The organism is Methylobacter marinus A45, assembly GCF_000383855.1.
Lineage (GTDB): Bacteria > Pseudomonadota > Gammaproteobacteria > Methylococcales > Methylomonadaceae > Methylobacter > Methylobacter marinus.
This window is the reverse complement of the sequence record NZ_KB912877.1, coordinates 4,855,160-4,878,963: the sequence shown is the minus strand read 5'-3', so window position 1 is coordinate 4,878,963 and position 23,804 is coordinate 4,855,160. Positions and strand designations below refer to the sequence as shown.

The window sequence follows — 23,804 nt, the reverse complement described above, 5'->3', positions numbered from 1 at the left end:
ACTCAAAAGCACTGCCGCCTCCTGAAAAGCATCGGGCCGAATTACAACGACAGGCTAGTAGTCAGTCAATTTAATTATGGCGGGTAAATTGTAGGTGCGAATTCATTCGCACTAATCGCACGCTATGAATACTCTGCAAATTTTACTCGTTGGGAACGCATACCGGGCCATAAGACGTGCCGCTCCCAAAGTCCGGTATCGGTCCCCACGGAGGACTGTGGGAACCAGAAATAAGTAGATTGACTCACTGCCCGTCAGCTGCTTAATGCGGCGGCATCGGCCTGAAAGGTTTTGTGCATCCTGAGAAGAATGAACACGCGGAACGCCAGCACATTGCCGTCGACCCGCGCAGACAGCGCTTTATCGCGCAGCCAGTTCTTGACGGACTTGGGGAGCAGCGAGCTGATGTTCTCCTTTAATGTCGGCTTTCGAGCCTTCGATGCGGGCGTCTCTTCCCTGATCCCGTCAAGAATGTATTTGATAAATTCCGGTCCCAGAAGCTGGTCCGCATAACTGCTGCTAATTTCACTTTTAAGCAGATTAACGAAGGATTTGTTTCGGAGTATGTTTTTGGGGTCGGCATTGGCGTCCCTGGTGGCAAACGGCACACCGGGCCCAATCGTATTGACGATTTCCTTGAACAGAAACTTGTCTGTTCTCAGCGCATCCGGCATCGTTCTGACAATGCTCAGGATGGCTTTGGACAGCAACGGGTTGATCTGCTCGACATAGGAGAACTTGATATCCGACAACGCGGCAAGAATGGTGGGAATACGGTATGCGTGGTACAGCCTGTCCCGCCATGCGCTGAGGCTTTCGTTGTCGGCTTTTTCAAACTCCGCCGGCAGTTGTTGCGCGGGCAGGCCGAAATCCTCCACAATGTTTTTCAGATTTTCAAAGTCCGTGCATAATGCGCAGCCGACGGACAGCCTCACGGTCAGTTCCGACGATACCTGTGACCACCCGAATCCTTCATCGCCCCGGATCACGCCGGTGATGTTGTCGTCATGAAACTTCCGCCAGATTGCCATCCCATCCATGTAGCCCGAAAGGTGATCGATGCGGCCTTCGCCGCATAGCAGAAACCGGTCGATAATCGTCTCCAGGGGCTCGGGAGACAGGTCGGTATGATGATATTCATGCTGTACGCCCAGTGACTGGGCGAGTTCCCTGGCGATTTTGGCATCGTTGTTATCTTCGGCTAGAGACGATTCCAATCCCCAGGTCACCGTGTTCAAAGCCTTGGGGATGCCGATCTGCTCCTTGATAAAACATATTATCGCCCGGCTGTCGTAGCCGCCGGAAAGAGGCAGCAGCCAACGGTTGAAATCAAGGGATTCAAGCTGCTTGACGGTCTGCCTGATAGTGTCGGCCAATTGTTCCTTGTGCGCCTTGTCCGTACGGCTTGCCTCGGAAAATACAATAGGGTTCTGATTAACCGAGAGTGCCCAGGTCTTTTTGTCGAGCAGCACGGAAGCATCCGCCGGCAGCCGCCTGACGCGTTTGTCCCAGGAAAGCCGCGGTCCCAATGAACCAGTGGACAGCAGCCAGGGGATGACGCTTTCGTCAAAAACGAACGCCCCTAAAAAAAGAATGATGGCCCGTTGCGACGTCGACGCCACGAAAAGGTCATCGTCCTGGTAATACCAGATAGTCCTGGATCCGGCGCCATCGCTAACGACTTCTATTGCTTCGTCGCTATGTCTGAAAATGGCATAGTTGCCGTCCGGATAGCCGAACCCCGGCGTGCTCCAGTTCGTGTCCGACTGTTCATAAAGGCAGCCCAGCAGCAGGCTAAGGTCGGCTTCATGCAGTGCGCTGTTATTCAGCGTGACGGCATAAGCCGTTTTTCCTCTTACGCGGATTTTATGTCCGGAGGCCGGATTCACGTTGTCAGGTGTGAGCGCCTCGCAGATTTTGGCTAACCGGTTTTCAATGGTTTGATTAAAGTCATCATGACGACTATAGGCGTATAAGGCTTTGGACATGCGGAATTCGTTCCCTTGATGATGTTGGTGGCTGGCAATTAAATTACCGGGTATCTTCCATGGTTTCGGTATTAACGACAACAAGGTCATGGTGAAGTTGTGACCTTATTCCGGTTTGGCCATTTTTTCATCACAGCAAGGGGCTAAGCCGGTCGGTAGTTGTTTGGCCGTTAAGGCGTTTTCCGCATCTTGCCGCAGGCGATGGATCAGTTGGATATCCTGTTGTTCCAACGTTTTAATCGTAATAGTACGGGCATTCGGTCTCAACAACGCATCAAAAATCGCTTCCGCATCGTTAAAATCATTTCTGTTGCCTTGACAGAGGCTTTAACGCGCTAGGCATTGAGCGGCTTGACTTCATGACCCAGCGCCATCAGTTCTCTTGCCTTTATGCCCTATGGGTATAGTAATGCGAACTGCTGCACGCTTCTATGTACGGATTACGGGAGCGTCCGTAATCCAAAAAATGTTTGAACCAATTGTGTTGAGCTCGATTCTTTAGTGGGAAGAGTGCCGGCTACACTGTGTAGTTTCAGTGCCGGGTGGCACCTGTTCTAGATGGTTTTCTCCAAACTCTTCGCATGGGGAGCTGAAAAATGAAAGTATTTCACATCATTGCACGACTCTTTTACATGCTCTCGATGCTTGCGATGGCTTTCGCCGCGCCCGCCGCTCCTGCCGAGGTATTCCTTGCCGCGCCCGGCGCCCGTGCCGAGGAGCGCTTTGCCGGGTCCACTACCCGTGCCGAGGAACGCTTTGCCGGGTCCACCACTCCTGCCGAGGAACGCTTTGCCGGGTCCACCACTCCTGCCGAGGAACGCTTTGCCGGGTCCACCATCCCTGCCGAGGGAAATGGGAATCTTGCCGCACCTGCCACTTCCGGGGGGGACTTTGCCGCGCCTACTACCCCTGTCGATGGGAACTTTTACCAATTGAATTATATATCCAATGGGTTCATTCCGAGCAGTTTCCCTCCGCCAGCCAAAACCGACCCCAACCTGGTCAACAGCTGGGGGATTGCGTTCAATCCCTTCGGCTTCGCGTGGGTGGCCAACAATGGCACCGGCGTTTCCACGCTGTATGACGGCTTCGGCAATGCCCAGTCCCTGGTGGTCCAGATTCCATCGCCCGGCAACGACAGTGGCGGAGGAAGTCCAACGGGGATCGTCTATAACGGCTCGCCAGGCTTCATGGTATCAAAGGGCGCGACCTCCGGGACAAGCCGTTTCATCTTCGCTACGGAAGACGGCATAATCGCGGGCTGGGCGCCCGATGTCGATCCGACCCACGCGATCCGCGTCATCGACAACTCGACATCGACCGGCGCGGTGTACAAGGGACTTGCCCTCAGTGCGGGCGGTAGCGGGGGCCTGCTTTATGCCACCGACTTCCGTAACAGGAAAATCGATGTCTTTGACAGTTCGTTCAACCCTGTGATCCTGCCGGAGGGCGCGTTTACGGACCCGGCCGTTCCCTCCGTAGACGCGCCGTTTGGCATACAGGCAATCAACGGCAACATTTATGTTTCCTATGCCAAACAGGACGCCAACCGGCACGACGAGGAGAAAGGCGCGGGACTCGGCTTGGTCAATGTGTTCGATCCCAACGGCGTTTTACTCAGACGCATCGTGGCTGCCGAGTCAGCATCAAGGCAAATGCTGAACGCGCCCTGGGGGATGGTCTTGGCCCCGGCAGGCTTTGGCAAATTCAGCAACCGCCTTTTGGTAGGCAATTTCGGCGATGGCAAGATCAATGCCTTTGATCTTGCGACTGGAGAGTTTGCCGGCCAGCTCGAGGCTGCCAACGATCTTCCCATTCAGATCGACGGTCTGTGGGGGCTCGCCTTTGGCAACGGCTTCGCGAACCAACCGGTCAACACCCTGTTTTTTACCGCCGGGCCGGGCGATGAGCAGCAAGGGGTCTATGGCCGCCTTGATGTGCAGTGACACCAACATCGGATACAACGACGCAAATTGGGACGATTCCAAGACAGGTGGAAGCCGAATGCCAAAGCATTGCCCAGCAACAGCAATCCGCCGCGGCCAATGCCTATAATCAGGCCTATGCCTCGTGCATGGCGGCCAAAGAGTTTCCGGGCCTGTGAAAAATGGCGGTATCACAGGGGAGTGGGCTTCAGTCCACAATTTGTCACCGAATTGCGAGAAATTGCTGGCCGAAGCCTGTTTTTTGAGTCAAGCCAGTCGCTTGGCTCACGCCAAGGCGCTATCGGTTTTTTCACAAGCTCATACAAAGGCAGCAATAGCATCATGAATAGACTATCTGTCACACTCATTACGATCTTTATCGGCACGATCCTGATCCTCTCGGGCTGCTCCTTGCCCGTCCGGCAACCTGCCGTCCCGCAAGCCTGGTCCGAAAAAGCCGAAGTGGTCGGCCTGCCGGGTGTCCGTTATGAGGTTCGCGCCGAAATGCCGGGGTTCATCCGGGATGCGATGGAAAGCTTCTACCGGGAGCGCACCTACCTGGTCCAGCAGGGCAAGACAGGCACGCCGTCTACGGCCTACTTCCTGGCTCTTTCGGGCGGAGGCGATAACGGCGCCTTCGGCGCGGGCCTCCTGTCCGGCTGGACCGCCGCCGGCGATCGGCCGGATTTCAAGGCCGTCACCGGTATCAGCACCGGCGCCTTGATCGCGCCGTTCGCGTTTCTGGGGCCGAAGTACGACGTCCCCCTCAAAGAGGTCTTCACCCGAAGCGCGCCTAAGGATATTCTGGAGATGCGCTCTTTCCTGGCCGCGGTATTCGACGACGCCCTGGCCGACAACGCGCCGCTGGAACGGCTCCTGAAGAAACATGTGACGGAAGACATGCTGAAGGAGATCGCTCAGGAGGATGCGAAGGGCCGCCTCCTGCTGATAGCCACTACCAACCTGGATGCTCACCAGGCAGTCATCTGGAACATGGGCAAGATCGCTGCCAGCGGCCATCCCCAGTCTCTGGAACTGTTCCGCAAGATCATGCTGGCCTCGGCCGCCATTCCGGGTACTTTTCCCCCGGTGATGATCGACGTGGAAGCGAACGGCCAGCGTTACCAGGAAATGCACGTGGACGGCGGCGCCACGGCCCAGGTGTTTCTTTACCCGCCTGCACTTAAGGTAGCCGAGATCAGCAAGCAGCACGGCGTTGTCCGCCAGCGTCGGCTCTATCTTATCCGCAATGCCCGCCTCGACCCCGACTGGGCGGAGGTGGAACGCCGCACCCTGAACATCGCCGGTCGCGCCATTAACTCACTGATCCAAAGTCAGGGCGTAGGTGACTTATACAGGATCTATGCGGAGACTCAGCGGGATGGTATCGATTTCAATCTGGCTTACATTCCGAAAAGCTTCAATGCTCCTCACAAGGAAGAATTCGACACGGACTATATGCGCAAACTGTACCAGACCGGCTACGAGCTGGCCGTCAGAGGATACCAGTGGGAAAAAATACCGCCGGGATTGTAAGCGAAAGACCCTGTTCTATTTCGAAACTTTCAATTTTTTTAGAACTGAAGCGATATCAATCGAGACAAACTTACCAGGAAGAGGCGAATATTCCCTGTATAACGCAGCAACCTGTTTGCGCAGATGTCCGGGGGCGCAATCGGGTTTATGTGATGGTATTTGCCGCCGTCATCGCGGGTGCGCCCTATGCGAGATTCGATCTTGAGTATTCTCGTTTAGACCTGATTCAGATCAATCCGTAACCGGACATGACATCGATACTCTGAGGCGTTCCGGGCCGTCTTTCTTGCCCGCAAGCGGTTATGTCAGGGCGAAAGCTGTTTTTTATCAATCAGGAGAGTTGAAGATGAAAAATACTATCAAGCGAAAAAACTATGGCATTTTCGGGCTTCTTCCAGTCGTCTTGATGCTGGGCGGATGCGCCTCGACCGAGCAGGCGAGGGATGTCAAGTCATCCGGCTTCCTGGGTGATTACTCGATGCTTCAGGAAGGGGCAAAGGGACAAGCGCGAAGACTCTATATCAATCCAACTTATGAAAAAGCCTGCAAGACCTATGACAAGGTTCTGATCGACCCTGTCACCCTCTGGACTCGCGAAAATAAAGACTTGGCGGATCTGCCGGCCGAAGATCGGCAGATCCTGGTTAATTATCTGCACGGGGCTCTGGTGAGTGAGCTGGGCAAATACTATCAGATCGTGCAGGCGCCTGAGCCCGGGACATTAAGGATCAGGGCGGCGATCACCGAGGCGGAAGGTTCCTGGGCGGTGCCGGATACCTCCTCATCGTTCATGCCGCAGATGCTGGTCATGTCCAAGCCCAAGGAACTGGCGACCGGAACGGCGGAGTTCGTCAGCAAGGCCAGCGCCGAAGTCGATATAACCGACGCCATGACCGGTGAGCGGATTGCCGCGGCTGTCGACCGCCGGATAGAGCAACAAACACACGCTGGCAATACCCGGCAATGGGGCGGTATGAATAAGTCTTTTGACTTTTGGGCGAGACGAATGGCATACCGGTTGGCGAACTGCGGCGCTATGCCGCCGGAACAAGAGTAAGGCGCCCGATAGGGCAAACAAGTATCCGATATAGATCGAGAATACGGAGGAATGAGCATGTTAAACAGCCAAATTCGAAAAGCGATAGTCATCGGTTCATTTCTGGCCGGAGTAGGCGCTTCGTCCGCATCGGCGCAAGGTGACCTGATGATTTATCCCAAATCAGGGCAAAGTCCCCAACAGCAGCAACAGGATCAGACTCACTGTCATTCATGGGCGGTGCAACAGTCCAGCTATGATCCGGCCAATCCGCCTGTTCAGTCATCGAGCCGTGGCACTACCGGGAAGGAAGCTCTCCGTGGCGGCGCACGGGGAGCGGCCGCCGGGGCCGCTATTGGTGCGATAGCGGGCGACGCCGGTACGGGAGCCGCCATCGGCGCAACTGCGGGCGGGATGGGCCGTGCTTTCAAGGAGCGGGACCAGCAAAAACAAGATGCGGCAGCGAGCCCGCCCGGCCTCGACAACTATAACCGGGCCATGGCGTCCTGCCTGGAAGCGTTAGGCTATTCCGTGAAATAGCCGAATCGGGGCTTGTGCTCCTCGTTGCTTCCATCTGGACGGTGTAAGGTCCGTCAATGTGAAACTCGTCGCGCCGGAACGATGGGCGCGGTGCTGTGTCAATGATTCGAAGGGAGGAGGAAAATAAAGCAGCGAGACCCTATCGGCTGGAAGGCGGTAGACCAAGGCAACGGGCTAACGAAGTTTCAACCCCTATCATCGAAGGAGGCGGTTCATGAAGCCAATAAGATATCCGGGACTATTCGCCGTGCTGTGCGTGGCGCTTCTGGCAGGCTGCGCGGAGGAGCGGGCGGCGACACGTCCAGAACCGGCGGCAGCTCAGACATCGGCGCGGCAAGCCGTGGCGGAGCCGACGGAGCCTAAAGCTATCCTGATGCGCATGGCCGAGTTTCTGGCCAATGCCCCGCGGTTCAGCGTGAATCTCCGAGACAATTATGACGCGGTCCAGGCATCTGGTCAGAAGATCGAATTCGGGGAGCGCCGGAAGATCATCGTGAGCCGGCCCAACGGGCTGCGTGTCGAATCGGAGCATAGCGATGGCGACAAGCATCTCGTCCTGTATGATGGCAAGGACATCACTGTGTTCACTCCGTCGCAGAACGTCTATGCGCAGGCAAGCAAACCCGGCGGCATCGACGCAGCAATCATGTATTTTCTCAGGGATCTCCGCATGCGTCTTCCGCTCGCCATGCTCTTGACCAGCCGCTTGCCGGCCGAACTCGAACGTCGGACCCAGGCGCTTGATTATGTCGAGAGAACTACAATCGACGGGACACCGGCCCATCACCTGGCGGGACGCACTGAAACGGTGGATTATCAGGTCTGGATTTCGGAGGGCGCCCAGCCGTTGCCGCTTCGCATTGTGCTGACCTATAAGAATGCCGAGGGCCAGCCCCAGTTCCGGGCGCAGTTTGCCGATTGGAACTTCTCGCCGGAAATCCAGGACGCCCAATTCGTATTCACCCCACCAGAAGGGGCGCAGAAGATCGCCTTTCTCGCACAGCTGCCCCAACTCTCGCTTCGAGGGACAACTCCATCGGAGCCAACCGGAGGACAGCAATGAAGCCCCGACTTTCAGTGATCGTTACAGCTATGACGGCTATCATCGTTTTACTCATAGGGTCCGTGGATGAAGCTGCCGCCCGTGGCCGTGGGGGTGGCGGTGGAGGAGGCTATTCCCGAGGTGGGGTTGCGGCTAGCGGCAGCTTCTCGTCTGGAGCGTCAAGCTATCAGGGCGGAGGGGCTTCCCGTCAGGCTTCTTCCGGTTCGGCGCAACAGATGCAGCAAAGCCGCCAGCAGCAACAGCAGCAGCTTCAACAGACCAGCGCGCAGCAACAGCAGCAGGCTCAGCAGGCACGCTCGCAGCAGCAACAACAGGCTCAGCAGGCACGCTCGCAACAGCAGCAAAGCCGACAACAATACGGACAGCAGTCGCAGCAGAGTCGGCAAACGCAGCAGCAACAAGCACAGCAAAGCCGGCAACAAGCTGGGCAGTCCTATCAGGGGGCGTATCCACAGGGCTACCGCCCACCGGCAGGCTATTATCCACCGCCACCCTCCGGTTACTACGACAATGATAATTGGGACGATGGCGAAGTCGCCGCCGTGGCGGTCGGCGCAGCGGCGCTGGGTGCCGTTGCGGGCCATGCGGCGGGCGAGTCATCGGCCTCTAGCGCACCATCCACGACGACGGTGATCCAGACCGCACCTCCACCTCCACCTTCGGGCTCCGCGAGCCTGCCCTGCGCGGCTAGCCCTACGGTCGTTTCCGGCGTGACCTATTATCAGTGCGGTTCCACTTGGTATACCCAAGCTTACGGCAGCGGCGGCGCTGTTTATATGCCCGTGCCTCCGCCTTGATAGCAAGTAGTCAGGGCAGAGTCTAACCAAGTGAGATGGGAAGCGATCTCATAGGCTGGACATCCAGCCGGCTACAGAAAAATTGTCGACTCGACGGCTTGCGGATCGTTCGGTTCGCCGCGGCATCGCTCGCCGCGGTGGCTTCCGGCTTGCACGGACAGGATCTTGAACCACGTACCTACGCCAATACGCCCATCGGGCTCAATTTCCTGATCGCCGGCTACGGCCACCTGGAGGGTGGCGTGGCGACCGATCCGGCGCTGCCGATCGAAAACACGCAGGTCGAGGTCCATTCCACCGTGTTCGCCTACGTCCGCTCCCTGGAGGTTTTCGGAAAGTCCGCCAAGTTCGACGTGGTGGTGCCCTATGCCTGGGCCTCAGGCAGCGCCACGGCCATCGGGCAGTTCCGGGAGCGCGAGGTATCCGGCTTCGCCGATCCAAGAGTGCGCTTTTCGGTGAACCTTTACGGCGCCCCCGCGCTTTCCCTGGAAGACTTCAAAAACTACCAGCAGGATACCATCGTCGGCGCCAGCCTCGAGGTGACTGCGCCCGGCGGTCAGTACGACGCCGACAAACTCCTCAACCTCGGTACCAATCGTTGGTCGGTTAAGCCGGAGGTGGGGATTTCTAAGCATCTGGGATCGGTGACGCTGGAGTTGGCCGGCGGCGTCCGCTTCTACACCGACAACGACGACTCCTTCGGAGGCAAGGTCCGCGAACAGGATCCGATCTACTCCGTGCAGGGACACCTCATTTACAGCTTCAGTCACGGCATCTGGGCGGCAATGGACGCCACATTTTATACCGGCGGGCAGACGACCGTGGATGGCGTAAAAGGCAATAACAGGCTGGAGAATACGCGTCTGGGGGCCACACTCGCATTGCCCGTGAACCGAAACAATTCGGTCAAGCTCTACTTCAGTACAGGTGTGTCGACCCGTGCCGGCACCGATTTCGATGCGGCCGGGATCCTTTGGCAATACCGCTTTGGCGGAGGACTTTAATCGATATATCGATTTAGAAAAGACCGATGATGAACTAAAAACTTACTAAGGATGCGGCAATTAATAACTTCCCTGAATCTTGATGAATAAATAATCCTTTGTAGGGGCGACTTCGCCTAGAGCGCCTACTGTTGGAAGTCGCCCTGGGCGAATACCCTAAAGGGCACAAGTACCCTAAAGGGCACAAGTATCCCAAAGGGCATAAATAAATTCGCTCCTACAATTTGGCGAATACGTTCTGTATGGCGCTGTAGTCTATTTGTTAGTGTGTGCGGTAGCTTCACCGCCGAATGTGATGCAATCTGGAGAAATACAGCACAAACATGAAGTTTGGTTATGGCCAGCTTTTTGTTTCCTACATCCACTAGGGCGGGCATACGGGAACCGATGCGGTGGCGGGAGGGTCAACCAGCGTAGGGCCCGCTCACGTTGAGGCCGCTTTAAGCACATGCAGCCGATCCAGACCGGACTGATCTTTATCCCCAGTCGATGAAGCATAGACATTCTGAAATAAGGATAAGAATAATGAAAAAACAAGCGCATCTGATCATGGCCTTATTTATCCTGCTTGCTTTCGCCGGCTTTCACCCGACAGAAATAAGGGCGGCCGCACCCGGAGCAGCCAAGCTCGATCGCACCATCCTGCCCATTATCGAACCCAAGTATCCGCCGATCAAGGAACTGGACGTGAGGAAAGCCAAGGCTCCGCCGCGTTTCGAGGTCAAGGCGCCGGAGAGTGCGCCCAATGTGGTCATCGTGCTGATCGACGACATGGGTTTTGGTACGGCGGGTACGTTCGGCGGCCCGGTCGCCATGCCCAACCTGGACCGGCTGGCGCAAGGCGGCCTGCGTTACAACAACTTCCACACGACGGCATTGTGTTCGCCCACGCGCCAGGCCCTGAAGACCGGCCGCAACCACCACACCGGCAACACCGGCTCGATCATGGAGACCGCCACGGCGTTTCCCGGCGATACCGGCGTACTGCCGAACAGCGTGGCGCCCTTGGCCGAGATGCTGCGGCTCAACGGCTACAGCACCGGCGCCTTCGGCAAATGGCATGAAACGGCACCGTGGGAAATCAGCGTTTCAGGGCCTTTCGCCCGCTGGCCGACCCTGCAGGGCTTCGACAAGTTTTACGGTTTCATGGGCGGCGAAACCAACGAATGGTCGCCGTCGATTTATGACGGAGTAACCAAGGTCGAGCCGCCGCGTGACCCGAACTACCACTTCACCACCGACATGACCAATCAGGCCATCGCCTGGGTCCGCTATCAGCAGGCGCTGACGCCGGACAAGCCGTTCTTCGTTTACTACGCACCTGGCGCCACCCATGCGCCGCATCATGTACCCAAGGAATGGGCCGACAAGTATAAGGGCAAGTTCGACCAGGGCTGGGACAAGCTGCGCGAAGAGACGCTCAAGCGGCAGATCGAACTCGGCATTGTACCCGCCGGCACCACGCTAGCCGGCAAGCCCGAAGCCATCAAGGACTGGGACAAGCTCAGCCCGGACGAAAAGAAGCTGTTCATCCGCCAGGTGGAAGTCTTCGCCGGTTTCGCCGAACATACGGATAACGAAATCGGCCGCCTGGCCAAGGCGATCGAGGACTTGGGCGAACTGGACAACACCCTGTTCATCTACATCGCCGGCGACAACGGCGCCAGTGCCGAGGGCGGCATGAACGGCATGTTCAGCGAGATGACCTACTTCAACGGCGTGCAGGAGACGGTGGAGGATCAGCTCAAGCACCTGGATCACTGGGGCGGGCCCGAGACCTATCCGCACATGGCCGCAGGTTGGGCCGTTGCCTTCGACACGCCGTTCATGTGGACCAAGCAAGTGGCCTCGAACTTCGGCGGTACGCGCAACGGCATGGTCATTCACTGGCCCAAAGGGATAAAGGCCAGAAACGAGATCCGCAGCCAGTTCCACCACGTAATCGACATTGCTCCCACGATCCTCGAAGCGGCCCATCTCCCCGAACCCAAAGTGGTTAACGGCACAATACAGAAACCCATCGAAGGGGTGAGCCTGGCTTACACGTTCGACGACGCCAAGGCCAAAGACCGCCATATCACCCAGTATTTCGAAATTTTCGGTAACCGCGCCATCTATCATGACGGCTGGCTGGCCGGCACCGTGCATCGGGCGCCCTGGGAATCTCAATCCCGTCACCCCCTGACAGAAGACCTCTGGGAACTCTATGATGTGCGCAAGGACTTCAGCCTCAGCCAGGACCTGACTAAAGACAATCCGCAGAAGCTCGCTGAAATGCAGAAGCTGTTCATGACTGAAGCGGTCAAGTACAACGTCCTGCCGATCGACGACCGCCTGCTCGAACGCATTACAGCGGCCGAGGTAGGGCGGCCTGACGTGATGGGCGGCCGCACCTCGCTGACTCTCGGCGAGGGTATGACCGGCATGATGGAAAACGTCTTTATCGACGTGAAGAACCATTCCAAGACCATTACCGCCGAGTTGGAAGTTCCCGAGGGCGGCGCCAACGGCGTCATTCTCGCCCAGGGCGGCCGGTTCGGCGGCTGGAGCCTGTACCTGAAGGACGGCAAGCCCGCTTACACCTACAATTTCCTCGGCCTGAACCGATACACGGTGAACGCAACGGAAGCCTTGCCGGCCGGCAAGTCCACGCTAGTGTTCGACTTCGCCTATGAAGGCGGAGGAATGGGCAAGGGCGGAACCGGGACATTGTCCGTCAACGGCAGCAAAGTCGCCGAAGGCCGAATCGACCGGACGCAACCGAGGATATTCTCGGCCGACGAAACGGCCGACGTGGGCATCGACGACGCGACACCGGTAGTTGAAGGAATCGGCGAAGGCCCGCAAACGCGTTTCACCGGCAAGATCGAGAAAGTGACGATCGAGGTGAAATGAGCCCGGCAGAATGGGGTGAGCACTACCTGGAAAGCCGGGAGATTGGATGGTGCGCTTTATGGCCACTCTACTGTTCCCGACAGGACTAAAGAAATCCGTGTAAAAGTGAATGAAGTTGCCAATCATTGAGAAGAGAATAAATTATGAATCTGGCACCCATGTTGAAACATGAAATCAAAGAAATAGGCCTGGTTTCCCTTTACTTTTTCTTTTGTTTCAGTGTGTTCCTCACGTTGAAGAAATTACTGCTGGCTGACTACCAGATCGAAGTTTCAGTCCTTTCGACGGCGGCCATCAGTGCGCTCATCGCCGCGAAAATTGTGATCATTCTCGACAAGACTCATGCCGGCCGCCGCTTCGACGCCGGCTATTCTCTGGGATTGGCTGCTCTGTATAAGACGCTGATCTATATCCTGGTGACGTTTATCGTCTTGTACCTGGAGAAACTATTTCATGCCTATCGGGAGACCGGCACGCTCACGCAAGCTATCTCGTATGTGTGGGAGCATAAGGATCGCAACCTCATATTTGCCAAAGTGCTCTGTGTCGGTTTGGCGTTTTTTGCGTATCACCTGTACGCGGGGCTCGACCGCCGCCTCGGCGAAGGGACGCTTCGCAGACTGGTCATGGCATCGCCCGGAGAGACTCCGACCCCGGATAAGGGATAAGAAGGCGGAATTCAGTTCCCAAGAATAATGACAAGAGAGGTTAATCAATGGCTTACGAAATTTTAGGAATCGATAACGAGATCATACGTGCCCGTATTTCGGGCGTTATGAGGCTGGCCGACCAAAAGGAATTGCAGCAAGTGGCCCGCGATTTGATTGATCAAGGCATGAAACCGAGGCTGCTGGTGATGGCTGAGAATTTTGAAGGCTGGGAAAAGACGGAGGAATGGGAAGATGTCGGCTTTCTGACGGGCTATGGCGACTCCATTGTAAAGATGGCGATTGTGGGCGACGAACGCTGGAAAGAGCAGGTCTTCATGTTTACCGGCAAGGGACTGCGGACCACCGAGATCGAGTTTTTTCCGCTGCTTTCATTGGATGAGGCGGAGTTATGGATACGTTCATGAGCCAGGATTGCGTCCGCAAGGTCCGGCAAGAATCATTGCGAGCGAAGTATAAAGTACACGGAAATGGTCGCAGTCATACGTAACAGGTACTTGCTGGCCGTCCTTACCGTGCTGGCGATCACGGTACTTACGGCGGGATGGCTCGCGTACCTCGAGCTTCCGGCCATTCCACCGGTTCTCGTACAGCCCCCGATCCAGACCGATGCCAGCTATGTGGGACGCCACGCCTGCGCCGGTTGCCATGCCGAACAGGATCGCCTGTGGCGAGGCTCGCACCACGATCTCGCCATGCAGGAGGCGAGCGACGAGGCGGTGCTTGGGGATTTTCGCGACGCCGAATTCAGGAAGGACGGCGTGGTTACCCGATTCTTCCGTCAGAACGGGCGCTATCGGGTGCGTACCGACGGCCCGGACGGCAAGCCTGCCGATTTCCAGATCAAGTACACCTTCGGCTTTACGCCGCTCCAGCAGTATCTGGTCGAGCTTCCGGGCGGGCGGCTTCAGGCCCTGTCCATCGCCTGGGACAGCCGGCCGAAGGAGCAGGGCGGCCAGCGCTGGTTTCACCTCTATCCGAACGAAAAAATCGACCACAAAGACGAACTGCACTGGACGAAACGCTCGCAGAACTGGAACTTCATGTGTGCCGAATGTCATTCGACCAACCTGCAAAAGAACTACGATCCGGCCAACCGTACTTATAACACTACCGCGTCAGAGATCGACGTGGCCTGCGAAGCCTGCCATGGACCCGGTTCCAATCATGTGGCCTGGGCCGGGCGCAAGCCTGGCTACGAACGACTCGATGCCGGGACCAGGGGCCTGACCGTCCTGTTGAATGAACGCCAGGGAGTTCAATGGACGATCGATCCTGCATCGGGCAATGCCAGGCGCGGCGCTCCGCGCGGTTCCGAAAAGGAAATCCAGGTCTGCGCCCGCTGCCACGCGCGGCGCGCTCAGCTATCCGGCGATTACCGCCATGGCCCACTGATGGATACCCATCTGCCTTCGCTGTTGCAGGAGACGCTATATCATGCCGACGGCCAGATCGAGGGTGAGGTTTACGAATACGGCTCTTTCCTGCAAAGCAGGATGTACGCGGCCGGCGTGACCTGTAGTGACTGCCACGAGCCCCACGGTCTCAAGCTGCGCGCGACGGGGAATGGGGTCTGCCTGCAATGCCATAGCAAAAACAAGTACGATACCGAAAAGCATCATTTCCACCGCACCGGCTCTGACGGCGCCAATTGCGTCGATTGCCACATGCCGGCCAAGACCTACATGGTCGTCGATCCCCGCCGCGACCACAGTTTCCGCATTCCTCGCCCGGACCTTTCGGCGCGGCTCGGGACCCCCAATGCCTGTGCGAACTGCCACGCCAACAAGCCGGCCCGCTGGACGGCGGACAAAGTGCGGCAATGGTACGGCCATGACCCCAAGGGCTATCAGAATTACACCGAAACCCTGCACGCGGCACGGACGAGGGCAATCGACGCCGAGGCGCGTCTGCTCGCCTTGCTGCGCGATAAGGAACAGCCGGCCATCGCGCGGGCCACGGCGGCTGGTGAGTTGAGTCAGTGGCTGAGCGGAAATTCGCTTCCGGTGCTGGCCGAAGCGCTTGGCGATGCCGATCCGCGCGTGCGCGCCGCCGCGGTCGAGTCATTGGTGCCGCTGCCGCCGGAGCAGCTCTGGCAGCTCGCCCATCCGCTGCTGCGGGACCCGGTGCGAACGGTGCGTATGCTCACGGTGGGTGCGCTGGCTGGAATTCCCGTCGAACAGGTGCCTCCGAGCGAACGAGCTGACTTTAGTAAAGCCATTGACGAGTATCTGGCGTCGTTGCGGTTCAATGCCGACGAACCGGCCGCGCAGGTTAATCTGGGCAACTTCCACGCGACGCGCGGCGAATCCAGGGAAGCTGAACAGTCATACCGGGAGGCGCTCGTCATCGACCCCGATTGGCTGCCTGCCTACGTCAATCTCGCTGATCTCTACCGCCAGACGAACCGCGATAGGGAAGGGGAGTCTCTGCTACGAGAAGGGCTGGCGCGCCAGCCGAAAGCGGCCATTCTGCACCACAGCCTCGGATTGTTGCAGGTGCGGCGGAAGAATCTGCCTGCGGCTCTGGGGTCACTGAAACGGGCGTTGGAATTGGCACCTGAGGATGCCCGCTTTAGCTATGTTTATGCAGTGGCCCTGCAGAGCGCCGGGCATGCGCGGGAGGCCAGGGCCATCGTCGAGACCGCACTGATGCGGACGCCGGGTGATCTTTCACTGAACGAACTACGGTCTCAGTTGGCGAAGGAGATAAGCAAGCGATAAATACACTGCCACTCAATGCAATATTCTGAAACTAAAGGAATACACACATGAAACCGACATTCATAATCAATCTGTTGCTGATTACTCTTTTGATGCTGACCGGCTGCCAGTCCACCGGCGATAATCAAGCCGATGCGATAGATGCGGCTCAGATCGACCGCGATGTGGACGCCGCCCTGGCGAAGCTTTACGAAACCACGCCCTCGGCCAAACTGTTGGCGTCCAAGGCGAAGGGTATCCTGGTGTTTCCGAATATCGTCAAGGCCGGCTTCATCGGTGGCGCTCAGTACGGGAAAGGCGCTTTGCGAAAGAGGAGCCAGACAGCGGGTTATTACAATATCGTGGCAGGATCATTCGGTCTGCAAGCCGGGGTGCAATCATTTGATTATGCACTGTTCTTTATGAACGATGAGGCGCTTGCCTATCTCGATCGCAGCGAGGGATTTGAACTCGGCATAGGTCCGACAGTGGCTGTACTGGACGCAGGTGCGGCGGGAAATCTGAGTACCACGACTCTCAAGGATGATGTCTATGCATTCATATTCGGGCAGAGAGGCTTGATGGCAGGTATTAATTTGGAGGGATCAAAGATCACCAGGATCAATCCGTAACAGGATATGACATTGATGACACAACACGACAAGATGCGATTCCTATTGTAGCTGCATCCTACCGTGCTGCTCTTATGGATTTAATAACGTGGCGCCTGTTGTAGGGCATCCCTTTGTCCTTGCTGATAGGCCCGCTGTTCGGATTCCTTGTGTTTGCCATACAAATAACCGCCCGTAGTGCCGGCAGCAGCACCAATGGCTGCCCCCAGACCGGCATTGCCTGCCATTGCACCGATGGCAGCGCCGGCGGCAGAACCGCCCAAACCTCCGGTGACAGTGCGTTGCTGAGTCTCCGACATGCCGGCGCACCCGGCCAAATTAATAATGGCCAATATCGCTATGATTAAGATCGAAAAGCTTTTCATGTTGTATCCTCTTCAATTTATTTTTTACAAGGCCATTTTTCGGTTAAAAATCTGAATTCCGTTTCGACCGGCATTTCGTTCATGTATTCAGGGTGTTGTTGAGCCCATGAAACAAACATATCGATTGTCTCGTTGCGCGAAGGCTTAGGCTCCGGAGCACATAATATCTTCAGTTCCCGCTCATCTGCCGTCGCGGCCTGATAATAATGGAAAGCGCCGACCAGATAACCGTGGCAAAAATGGATGGCATCCCGATAATGGGGGTCTTGCGGCGATGCCGTACAGAGATTGATTAGGTTTTGTGTCTGCTTGGCTACGAAATCATTCTCGGTCACGTTGGCTTTTGCCGCGCCAGTGACAAATAAAGCGAGCAATAAGAAGAAGGGGGCGGGATGTTTGAGTTGCATAAGTTATATCCTCAGTTTTTTGCTTTAATGGGAAATAAATTCTCTACAACAGGAAAAGCGCATTTATACATGCGCCGCTCTATCAATTTGAAGAAAAGCATCTTCCTTATCTGTGGTGTATTTCTGTAGTCATTCCTCCCTATCCTTTTCACATTGCCTATAGCAAACATCTACTTCAAGCGGTTACTTTGTGTCATACATTGGATGTCATTGTGCTTATCTTGTTCCGGTTAATAAGGGAAACTAAAGCAAAAATGAAGGCGGTTATTTAATCGCTGGATCAAAAGGGACACAGGGCGTGATCTAATATTGCACTTGTTCCAATTATTTTTAAAAGATTGTCCATTAAAGCTAAATGTCGATTGATTTTATTCCATTCCCTCCTGAAACCCTGATACGCGTCCTGACTATGCTGTCTCTTGGCGGACTTTTACTTGCGGTCGGTATGCGGCTCGATCTCCAGTCCGTGGCTCGGGCCCTTATGTCGCGCCGGCTGTTGGTGGTCTTGCCTCTTAATTTCATATTGGTTCCCGTATTGGTTTCCGCTGTCGTGTGGGGTTTCGATCTGCCGCCGGAACTTTCTGCCGGCATGCTTTTGCTGGCTGCAGCGCCGTTTGCTCCGGTCGTGCCGGTTTTCGTCAAAATGGCTGGCGGCAATCTGACGCTCGCCGCTGGCCTGACGGCGATCTTCCCAATATTTTCCACTTTTCTTACCCCGCTGGTCTTCGAGGCGAGCCTCTCAAGATTCTCTTATGCCGGCTACGCCGATGCACTAAAGTTTTTTCCTTTGAAGAGCCTGGCAATCCTTTTTAACACAGTGACGCTTCCGATCCTTGTAGGAATGGCTCTGCGCCAGGCATTACCCGTCTTGGCCTGCCGAATGCTCAGCCCTCTGGAACGGCTGGCGGAAGCTGCCGGTGCTGCATCTCTGGCCTTCGTCACCTATGTGGAATTTGAGAGCATTGTGGCGACAGGTTTGAAATCGCTGTTGGCGATGGCCCTGGCGGGCGAACTGTCATTTTTGTTAGGGCTCGCGTTGGGCGGATCAAGGCCGGCCAGTCGGCAAGTGATCGCCTTTGGAACTGCCAATCGGAACATCGCCCTGGCGCTGCTTGTCGCCATAGATAGTTTCGTTGGCACGCCGGTGGTGGCGGCGGTTGTATCAAATGGCCTTCTGTTGATTTTTCTGGGGCTTCTTCATGTTGCCTTTTATCGCTTGGCCGATAGAAAAAAGAATACCGACTCCACCGGTTGATGTAGTCGATTTACAGCCATGCGCCTTACTGTGCCGGATTAATCTAACAGCTATGTTTTACTGCCTAATGTTAGCTACCTGTTGAATAGTAGCTTTTGTTCGCAGTTTAGCTTTTTGATCTTGAGGAGCCTGCATCAAAGAAACAAGATCACTATGTAAGACATAAAGCTGGTCTTTTCTTATTGCACCTGTCGTCAAATAAACCTTTCCGAACTTATATTCATCTGTAACTTTGGCGCTATTCCAATTGTCGTCACTGCGGACTGAAAAAACAGTTTCGGTTACTTTGCCTGATGCGCGGTTGGCAATGACGATCAATTCATCTTTACTGACCAGAACAAGTCCGTCACCGCCGATAAACCTTGTTGTCAGCTCGATTTCAGGTCGCCATGGCGCGTGCAGTAGCGGATGAGGCGTTAGCGGCGCAGACAGCGGAAGGAATACGAAGCGCGGCGCTTGCCATTGTGGCGAATAAGATGGCGGATGGATCGAACACATGAGTGGCTGATTTTGGCCCAGACTGTTGCTATTGGTACGACGGCTTATCCAACTTGCTGAAGCCGTTTTCAGTAATGACCCTATTTTGGGGCAAGCCCAAAATCATGATAACTCCGCCTGATGGCTTCATCACCAGCGGTCGGATAAAAAATGTTGAAAATTTTATGCGTTTTGACACGATCTGTGCCGATGGCGACTATTTGCTCAGCAACGGAACCTGCCCAAACCTCAGCACGTCGATATGACGAACAGTCATCAGCTACCGGATAAGTTGCCAGACGTCCGAGTTTTTGCCTGAGCATAGCATGAAAGCTAAAGTGCAAGATTTTGACATTATCTGTGTCGGCATTTTGACACTAACCCGGATATTTCATGAAACCACAGAGAACACGAACGACCGCATGGATGTGGGAGGTAGAGCAACGCAGGAGCAGTTGCCGAGAACACGAAGAAAATCATGGCGTTATCCTTTATCACCGATAACTTCATAAGCTCATCATGAAATATTTCTAAGTATTTGAATTGAAAAGCCTTCGTGTACTCGATTGCTGTTCCAGACGCAATTCTACCGCCTCCATAATCCCCATGGATGGGGTGAATGCAGAGAAATGACGGGATCATTTCCTGTCCTTGGAGGCGTTCGTGTCCTTCGTGGTGAAATATTCAGGCTAACTTGTCACTTTGGACATTATCTTTATCACTCGGCACATGCTCAGACTAGACCATAAGCTTCCAGTATGGGCGCCAGTTCCTTTTCTATCGTCTGGCGGGATAATCCGAATTCTTCCAGTGTGTAGTGATGATTACTTTGATAATTCTTATTCCGGGCTCCGATAGTCCTCAGCTTGTCCCGAAAGTATTCACTCATGGTCCAGCCGAAATGGTCGTACAGCCTCTCAATAGTCCCGATGGGATCGTTCCTGAGATCGCGGTAATCAATGCAGAAATAACTTTCCGAAGAGACTTGCGAGCGAAAACGGAACAGATGTTTATACCATTCCACCACCAGATCAGCGTAAGACCGAGACTCTGGGCCATTCTTGGCAATTTCCGGGGAATGGGCCTGCCAGGCCGGAACAGTCAGGCTGACATTGGAAGGAATTGATTCGAAGGGATCGCGGATGATAGTAATGAACCGCGCATCCGGGAATTCCTTTTTGATGGACTCGACTGCCCCGCATGATTGGGTCGATTTTATCAGCATCGTGCGTCCCTGGCCGTTGATATAAATCTGACGCTGCAGACAGTTCCGGTAATAGGCCATCAGTTTTTGGCGTTTTTCGGCTGGAAGGGCATCGGGAAAACCTACATTCCAAAGTTGCTCTATGAAGGGGAACAGCAGGTAGATGGCTTCGGAAGCGAACGCGTAGAGATAGATGCCTCCGTCCTCTTCCGCCTGGTCCAGCCGCATCATGTGCAGATCATCCCATCCGCCGAACCACTTTTTTTCACACCAATCCAGGAACCTGCTGAATAGGCCGCCCAGCTTATGGTCAAGGTAAACCAGAGCATCGATCAGCTTTTGAAAACAGATGGAAGGGAAGATAGTCTGGTACATTTTCCAGTAGATGAAGCGTTCCTCGTCCTGGCATAGCACTTGTTGGAGAAAAGTCGTCCCGCTACGGGGCGGAGCGATGATGAATACCGGTTGACGGACTACGATTTTCCGAAAGCCGGGGAACAAGAGGGTGTCCAGCCATCTGAAGAACGCCAACAAAACTATGAATGAAAGAAAGAGATTGCTGAAGAACAGGACATAGAGCCAGCGGCGTAAACGGAAATGTTTCTGTAACAGGGCAATACGCAAGGCTTTAAGGAAATCGCGATAGTTGAAATACATACCTGGAGTCTCCATTGTTGGCGATGGATATCATCTGGACAGTTTGGCTTTCCTGAGCTCATGACAAGTCTCTAGCATTTAAAGTATGTCGCCAATCAAATAAGATAATCTTGTCAACTCATTGAATAGACCCTTCAATGGCAAGAAAAATTCTTATGCAACGAGCAATCAGAGCCAATTGATCAGATGATGCCGGGCACAGCCAGTGATCAAGGTTGAATCGCTGTTGGCGATCTGTTGTTTGTTAATGCGATGCTATGGATTGCAAGGACTGTATCGCCGTGGCAGGCTGATGGCCAGGACAATTGGCCTGGTGGATTGAAAACCGCAGTGCCAGTCAATCAATGGCACTGCCCCAGGACTCCGCAAAGCCGTTCAAAAGACTTGAGCATTTTGTTTTTCAATAACTTCCGGCCTATTAAATGCCTGACATCGGTTGCAACTCCTGCTAACTGATCGGCATAACTGCGCACTTGCTGAAAGACCACCGTACCATCGCGAAACGCCAGACAGCCGGTGATCCATTGGCTGGAATTGTATGAATGCGACGCATAGAATTCACGGGTTAGAATCAATGTCCCGCCGTTCCAATCGTAATTGACGTGGTGTCTGAGAATGACGGCCGGCCGGTTTTGCACGTTTTTTTCGACCCACTGGAACATCTCGTTCGTTTTGGGCGGCAATGTTGTCGGGTAGTTTATCCAGGCTTTGTGCAAGTCTGGAACGTAGCGCGCCAGGATGACGCTTGCGTTTGCGGCCTGGTCAAGTTCCACGGAAGGCTTGATATTCAGGTTCTTCTCACGCGCATAAGAGGCTATTGCATAGGTTCCATTGCGTTGGTAGGCTTCAAATCGATCGAAAAGAATCTCACGGTAGCGTTGTTCGATTGTGTCCCGGATGGCTTTATGGGGGGAGCCATTGGAAGTGCGCTTGAGAGTTTTTAATTTCTCGATCTCGTGGCCGGAGAGATTGAATTTGTCGCCCGGTTCGGCATCCAACAAAGCCTCGGTTTCTTCGTCAGACAGAACGACAGGCGACAAGGCATCCACTTTACTGTGCGCCGTCAACATCCCATGGACAGTGACATCAACGTCGAGCAAATCCGGATTATCCGTCCGCAAATGTCCGGCCACCTTGGCCAAGGGAACCGGCAGATACCAGGCAATGCCTGCGGCAATCTCATCGGAGCGGTTCTCGCTCAAGGCATAAATGACGGGTTGTCCTTGTGCAAGTTCGTTAATCTGACGCTCATCCATTTCCAATACGCTCAAGACCTCCTCGACCGCCGGCGGTTCAGCAAAAGCAGGAATTCCCGTCACAATAAAACTGATGCCTAACAGGCATGCGATGGCGGCAGCATGATTTAATATTCCTGACATTGTGCGACTCCTCGATCTTCAAGCTGTGCAGGCTAGTAAAATAAACTATAAACGTTCATGGGTAGGGAAAAACAATCCGGCTAAACGGTCATTTCAGGTGCCGGTATCCAGCTTGAGCGCTTCAGCCAGAGCGATCCAGTCTTCAGGGCTGAGCAGGGTGTTGATGTTTTCATCCAGCAAAATCAGGGTGTCGTCGTCAAAGTTGGCTTCTTTTATTTCCTTATTCCCGGTCAATTGGCGCATTGCGTAAAGCAAGGCCTCGTTGCCCGGCGTGTCGAGGCCCAAACCGGCTTCAATGAAATTCTGCGCCAGATAAGCCACTGAGCTGTTCGATCCCGGCCAGATGGCTTCATCCCGCCCTTCCAGCAGATGGATCAAGCCGTCAGGCCGCCGGCTGTTCAGGAGTCCCATCGCCACAGTGTTCAAAAAGCGGACCAGCTCCGTACCCTGGCTGGCCAGCCTGGGGTCTTTTATGACATGCCGGACATAAGCCAAAATTTCAAAGGTATGGGCTATCAATTCTTCCCGAACGGACAGCCTGGCATCCTGATGCAGGACTTCATGCCCCAATAAGATGCCCAACAGGCGGATATCCTCGTGCCGGTAGTTCTCATTGACAATGATTTTAAAGTGCCCGGTTCCATCGTCAATAACATGCGCGGCCACACCATCGCCAGTTGCAAGACGCCCGAAGGCGACACTGGAATAAACGTCGCTTTTGATGGCGTCCGCCGTCCCTCCCGCTGTGCTGTCGACAGTCGTCGCTAAGGCCGCCCGCAACAGAAGGTCCCGCGTTTTGGCCTGGATTGCGGGATCATCCATGATCTTCAGTCCAGGCTGCCCGGCTATTTGATTGACCTGGGCTCTCAACTGTTGCTCCGTAATCGGCGTGCCGGAGGCTGCGGCGGGATTTGCCGGCCGATCAGAAGGGTAGACCTGGGACAGGAACATTGTCTCGTCGGTCGGCGGAAACGCGGGGCCTTTCAGGCGATCTTCCAGGCTGGCCGGCTTGTTGGTTTTGCTCCATGCGCTATAGTCCGCCCTGGATTGACCGGTCCGACGATCGATCAAATCAGCCGCGTAGATAGACAGGCTCACCACAGCGATCAGGGTAACGATCACTGTGCGCTTTATCTGTATGTTACAAACCTCACGGTAGGATTTGTCCATAACGGAAGATCGATCGTATTGTGGGATATCGAGGAAGCAAATCTGAAACTGTGCTTCGGCAAAGAATATAGGAAAAGCCCGGCAAAATAACTTGGGTAAAATAC

The 23,804-nt window shown here is 55.0% G+C and carries 21 protein-coding genes; 14 read left to right on the top strand and 7 right to left on the bottom strand.

Annotated elements, in window-relative coordinates; genetic code table 11:
* Positions 1 to 254 precede the first annotated feature (254 nt).
* On the bottom strand, positions 255 to 1,988 hold the full coding sequence (locus METMA_RS0123050) for an asparagine synthase-related protein (protein WP_020161490.1): 1,734 nt from the start codon (positions 1,986 to 1,988) through the stop codon (positions 255 to 257).
* 596 nt (positions 1,989 to 2,584) lie between these two features.
* On the opposite strand from METMA_RS0123050, the gene METMA_RS25475 reads away from it, so the two are divergent.
* The 13 genes from METMA_RS25475 to METMA_RS0122975 all read left to right on the top strand — a co-directional run bounded on the left by METMA_RS25475 (position 2,585) and on the right by METMA_RS0122975 (position 16,786).
* Positions 2,585 to 3,934 (top strand): TIGR03118 family protein, encoded by a 1,350-nt coding sequence (locus METMA_RS25475; protein WP_198014591.1) that lies wholly within the window; start codon positions 2,585 to 2,587, stop codon positions 3,932 to 3,934.
* Complete coding sequence (locus METMA_RS27300; protein ID WP_156830603.1) at positions 3,931 to 4,092, top strand: hypothetical protein; 162 nt, start codon at positions 3,931 to 3,933, stop codon at positions 4,090 to 4,092. Before METMA_RS25475 ends, METMA_RS27300 begins: the two co-directional genes overlap by 4 nt.
* Before the next feature lie 163 nt (positions 4,093 to 4,255).
* Entirely contained in the window at positions 4,256 to 5,449 is a 1,194-nt protein-coding gene (locus tag METMA_RS0123030) for a patatin-like phospholipase family protein (protein WP_198014590.1), read from the top strand.
* Positions 5,450 to 5,795: 346 nt separating this feature from the next.
* On the top strand, positions 5,796 to 6,506 hold the full coding sequence (locus METMA_RS26020) for a DUF3313 domain-containing protein (RefSeq protein ID WP_020161485.1): 711 nt from the start codon (positions 5,796 to 5,798) through the stop codon (positions 6,504 to 6,506).
* A 57-nt stretch (positions 6,507 to 6,563) separates the two neighbouring features.
* Positions 6,564 to 7,025: a glycine zipper domain-containing protein gene (locus METMA_RS0123020; protein ID WP_020161484.1), complete on the top strand. Its 462-nt coding sequence runs from the start codon at positions 6,564 to 6,566 to the stop codon at positions 7,023 to 7,025.
* Positions 7,026 to 7,239: 214 nt separating this feature from the next.
* Positions 7,240 to 8,088, top strand: coding sequence for a DUF2092 domain-containing protein (locus METMA_RS25465; protein ID WP_020161483.1), 849 nt, complete (start codon positions 7,240 to 7,242; stop codon positions 8,086 to 8,088).
* Complete coding sequence (locus METMA_RS27290; protein WP_156830601.1) at positions 8,085 to 8,885, top strand: hypothetical protein; 801 nt, start codon at positions 8,085 to 8,087, stop codon at positions 8,883 to 8,885. Before METMA_RS25465 ends, METMA_RS27290 begins: the two co-directional genes overlap by 4 nt.
* Positions 8,886 to 8,920: 35 nt before the next feature.
* On the top strand, positions 8,921 to 9,889 hold the full coding sequence (locus METMA_RS0123005; RefSeq protein ID WP_020161481.1) for a transporter: 969 nt from the start codon (positions 8,921 to 8,923) through the stop codon (positions 9,887 to 9,889).
* Between the two features lie 525 nt (positions 9,890 to 10,414).
* On the top strand, positions 10,415 to 12,784 hold the full coding sequence (locus METMA_RS0122995) for an arylsulfatase (protein ID WP_020161479.1): 2,370 nt from the start codon (positions 10,415 to 10,417) through the stop codon (positions 12,782 to 12,784).
* A gap of 143 nt (positions 12,785 to 12,927) precedes the next feature.
* Positions 12,928 to 13,452: a hypothetical protein gene (locus METMA_RS25460; protein WP_051114379.1), complete on the top strand. Its 525-nt coding sequence runs from the start codon at positions 12,928 to 12,930 to the stop codon at positions 13,450 to 13,452.
* Positions 13,453 to 13,499: 47 nt separating this feature from the next.
* Positions 13,500 to 13,859: a SpoIIAA family protein gene (locus tag METMA_RS0122985; protein ID WP_020161477.1), complete on the top strand. Its 360-nt coding sequence runs from the start codon at positions 13,500 to 13,502 to the stop codon at positions 13,857 to 13,859.
* Positions 13,860 to 13,922: 63 nt separating this feature from the next.
* On the top strand, positions 13,923 to 16,175 hold the full coding sequence (locus METMA_RS0122980) for a tetratricopeptide repeat protein (RefSeq protein ID WP_156830600.1): 2,253 nt from the start codon (positions 13,923 to 13,925) through the stop codon (positions 16,173 to 16,175).
* Between the two features lie 47 nt (positions 16,176 to 16,222).
* Complete coding sequence (locus METMA_RS0122975) at positions 16,223 to 16,786, top strand: lipid-binding SYLF domain-containing protein (protein ID WP_020161475.1); 564 nt, start codon at positions 16,223 to 16,225, stop codon at positions 16,784 to 16,786.
* Positions 16,787 to 16,866: 80 nt separating this feature from the next.
* Here the strand turns inward: METMA_RS0122975 and METMA_RS0122970 are convergent, their stop codons facing one another.
* Together METMA_RS0122970 and METMA_RS0122965 are read right to left on the bottom strand one after the other, a co-directional pair.
* Entirely contained in the window at positions 16,867 to 17,151 is a 285-nt protein-coding gene (locus METMA_RS0122970; RefSeq protein ID WP_020161474.1) for a glycine zipper domain-containing protein, read from the bottom strand.
* 17 nt (positions 17,152 to 17,168) lie between these two features.
* Positions 17,169 to 17,558 (bottom strand): Rap1a/Tai family immunity protein, encoded by a 390-nt coding sequence (locus METMA_RS0122965; RefSeq protein ID WP_020161473.1) that lies wholly within the window; start codon positions 17,556 to 17,558, stop codon positions 17,169 to 17,171.
* 355 nt (positions 17,559 to 17,913) lie between these two features.
* Here METMA_RS0122965 and METMA_RS0122960 point away from each other — a divergent pair, with 355 nt between their 5' ends.
* Positions 17,914 to 18,813 carry a bile acid:sodium symporter family protein gene (locus METMA_RS0122960; protein WP_232216417.1) on the top strand — a complete coding sequence of 300 codons (900 nt, stop codon included), beginning with the start codon at positions 17,914 to 17,916 and terminating at the stop codon, positions 18,811 to 18,813.
* 57 nt (positions 18,814 to 18,870) lie between these two features.
* Here the strand turns inward: METMA_RS0122960 and METMA_RS0122955 are convergent, their stop codons facing one another.
* The 4 genes from METMA_RS0122955 to METMA_RS0122935 form a co-directional block, all read right to left on the bottom strand.
* Positions 18,871 to 19,311, bottom strand: coding sequence for a hypothetical protein (locus METMA_RS0122955; RefSeq protein WP_020161470.1), 441 nt, complete (start codon positions 19,309 to 19,311; stop codon positions 18,871 to 18,873).
* A 712-nt stretch (positions 19,312 to 20,023) separates the two neighbouring features.
* Complete coding sequence (locus METMA_RS0122945) at positions 20,024 to 21,151, bottom strand: sulfotransferase family protein (RefSeq protein WP_020161468.1); 1,128 nt, start codon at positions 21,149 to 21,151, stop codon at positions 20,024 to 20,026.
* A 341-nt stretch (positions 21,152 to 21,492) separates the two neighbouring features.
* Positions 21,493 to 22,530: a hypothetical protein gene (locus METMA_RS0122940; RefSeq protein WP_020161467.1), complete on the bottom strand. Its 1,038-nt coding sequence runs from the start codon at positions 22,528 to 22,530 to the stop codon at positions 21,493 to 21,495.
* 93 nt (positions 22,531 to 22,623) lie between these two features.
* Positions 22,624 to 23,700: a hypothetical protein gene (locus tag METMA_RS0122935; RefSeq protein WP_152565072.1), complete on the bottom strand. Its 1,077-nt coding sequence runs from the start codon at positions 23,698 to 23,700 to the stop codon at positions 22,624 to 22,626.
* Between the last annotated feature and the right edge of the window lie 104 nt (positions 23,701 to 23,804).

What these genes read in the sequence shown, in the direction of transcription:
- METMA_RS0123050 (WP_020161490.1), bottom strand. Translation starts at nt 1,988, where the DNA reads ATGTCCAAAGCCTTATACGCCTATAGTCGTCATGATGACTTTAATCAA.
- METMA_RS0122980 (WP_156830600.1), top strand. Translation starts at nt 13,923, where the DNA reads ATGGTCGCAGTCATACGTAACAGGTACTTGCTGGCCGTCCTTACCGTG.
- METMA_RS25475 (WP_198014591.1), top strand. Translation starts at nt 2,585, where the DNA reads ATGAAAGTATTTCACATCATTGCACGACTCTTTTACATGCTCTCGATG.
- METMA_RS0122975 (WP_020161475.1), top strand. Translation starts at nt 16,223, where the DNA reads ATGAAACCGACATTCATAATCAATCTGTTGCTGATTACTCTTTTGATG.
- METMA_RS0122970 (WP_020161474.1), bottom strand. Translation starts at nt 17,151, where the DNA reads ATGAAAAGCTTTTCGATCTTAATCATAGCGATATTGGCCATTATTAAT.
- METMA_RS0123030 (WP_198014590.1), top strand. Translation starts at nt 4,256, where the DNA reads ATGAATAGACTATCTGTCACACTCATTACGATCTTTATCGGCACGATC.
- METMA_RS26020 (WP_020161485.1), top strand. Translation starts at nt 5,796, where the DNA reads ATGAAAAATACTATCAAGCGAAAAAACTATGGCATTTTCGGGCTTCTT.
- METMA_RS0123005 (WP_020161481.1), top strand. Translation starts at nt 8,921, where the DNA reads ATGGGAAGCGATCTCATAGGCTGGACATCCAGCCGGCTACAGAAAAAT.
- METMA_RS0122965 (WP_020161473.1), bottom strand. Translation starts at nt 17,558, where the DNA reads ATGCAACTCAAACATCCCGCCCCCTTCTTCTTATTGCTCGCTTTATTT.
- METMA_RS0122955 (WP_020161470.1), bottom strand. Translation starts at nt 19,311, where the DNA reads ATGTGTTCGATCCATCCGCCATCTTATTCGCCACAATGGCAAGCGCCG.
- METMA_RS27290 (WP_156830601.1), top strand. Translation starts at nt 8,085, where the DNA reads ATGAAGCCCCGACTTTCAGTGATCGTTACAGCTATGACGGCTATCATC.
- METMA_RS0122935 (WP_152565072.1), bottom strand. Translation starts at nt 23,700, where the DNA reads ATGGACAAATCCTACCGTGAGGTTTGTAACATACAGATAAAGCGCACA.
- METMA_RS25460 (WP_051114379.1), top strand. Translation starts at nt 12,928, where the DNA reads ATGAATCTGGCACCCATGTTGAAACATGAAATCAAAGAAATAGGCCTG.
- METMA_RS0122995 (WP_020161479.1), top strand. Translation starts at nt 10,415, where the DNA reads ATGAAAAAACAAGCGCATCTGATCATGGCCTTATTTATCCTGCTTGCT.
- METMA_RS0122985 (WP_020161477.1), top strand. Translation starts at nt 13,500, where the DNA reads ATGGCTTACGAAATTTTAGGAATCGATAACGAGATCATACGTGCCCGT.
- METMA_RS0122940 (WP_020161467.1), bottom strand. Translation starts at nt 22,530, where the DNA reads ATGTCAGGAATATTAAATCATGCTGCCGCCATCGCATGCCTGTTAGGC.
- METMA_RS0122960 (WP_232216417.1), top strand. Translation starts at nt 17,914, where the DNA reads ATGTCGATTGATTTTATTCCATTCCCTCCTGAAACCCTGATACGCGTC.
- METMA_RS0122945 (WP_020161468.1), bottom strand. Translation starts at nt 21,151, where the DNA reads ATGTATTTCAACTATCGCGATTTCCTTAAAGCCTTGCGTATTGCCCTG.
- METMA_RS25465 (WP_020161483.1), top strand. Translation starts at nt 7,240, where the DNA reads ATGAAGCCAATAAGATATCCGGGACTATTCGCCGTGCTGTGCGTGGCG.
- METMA_RS0123020 (WP_020161484.1), top strand. Translation starts at nt 6,564, where the DNA reads ATGTTAAACAGCCAAATTCGAAAAGCGATAGTCATCGGTTCATTTCTG.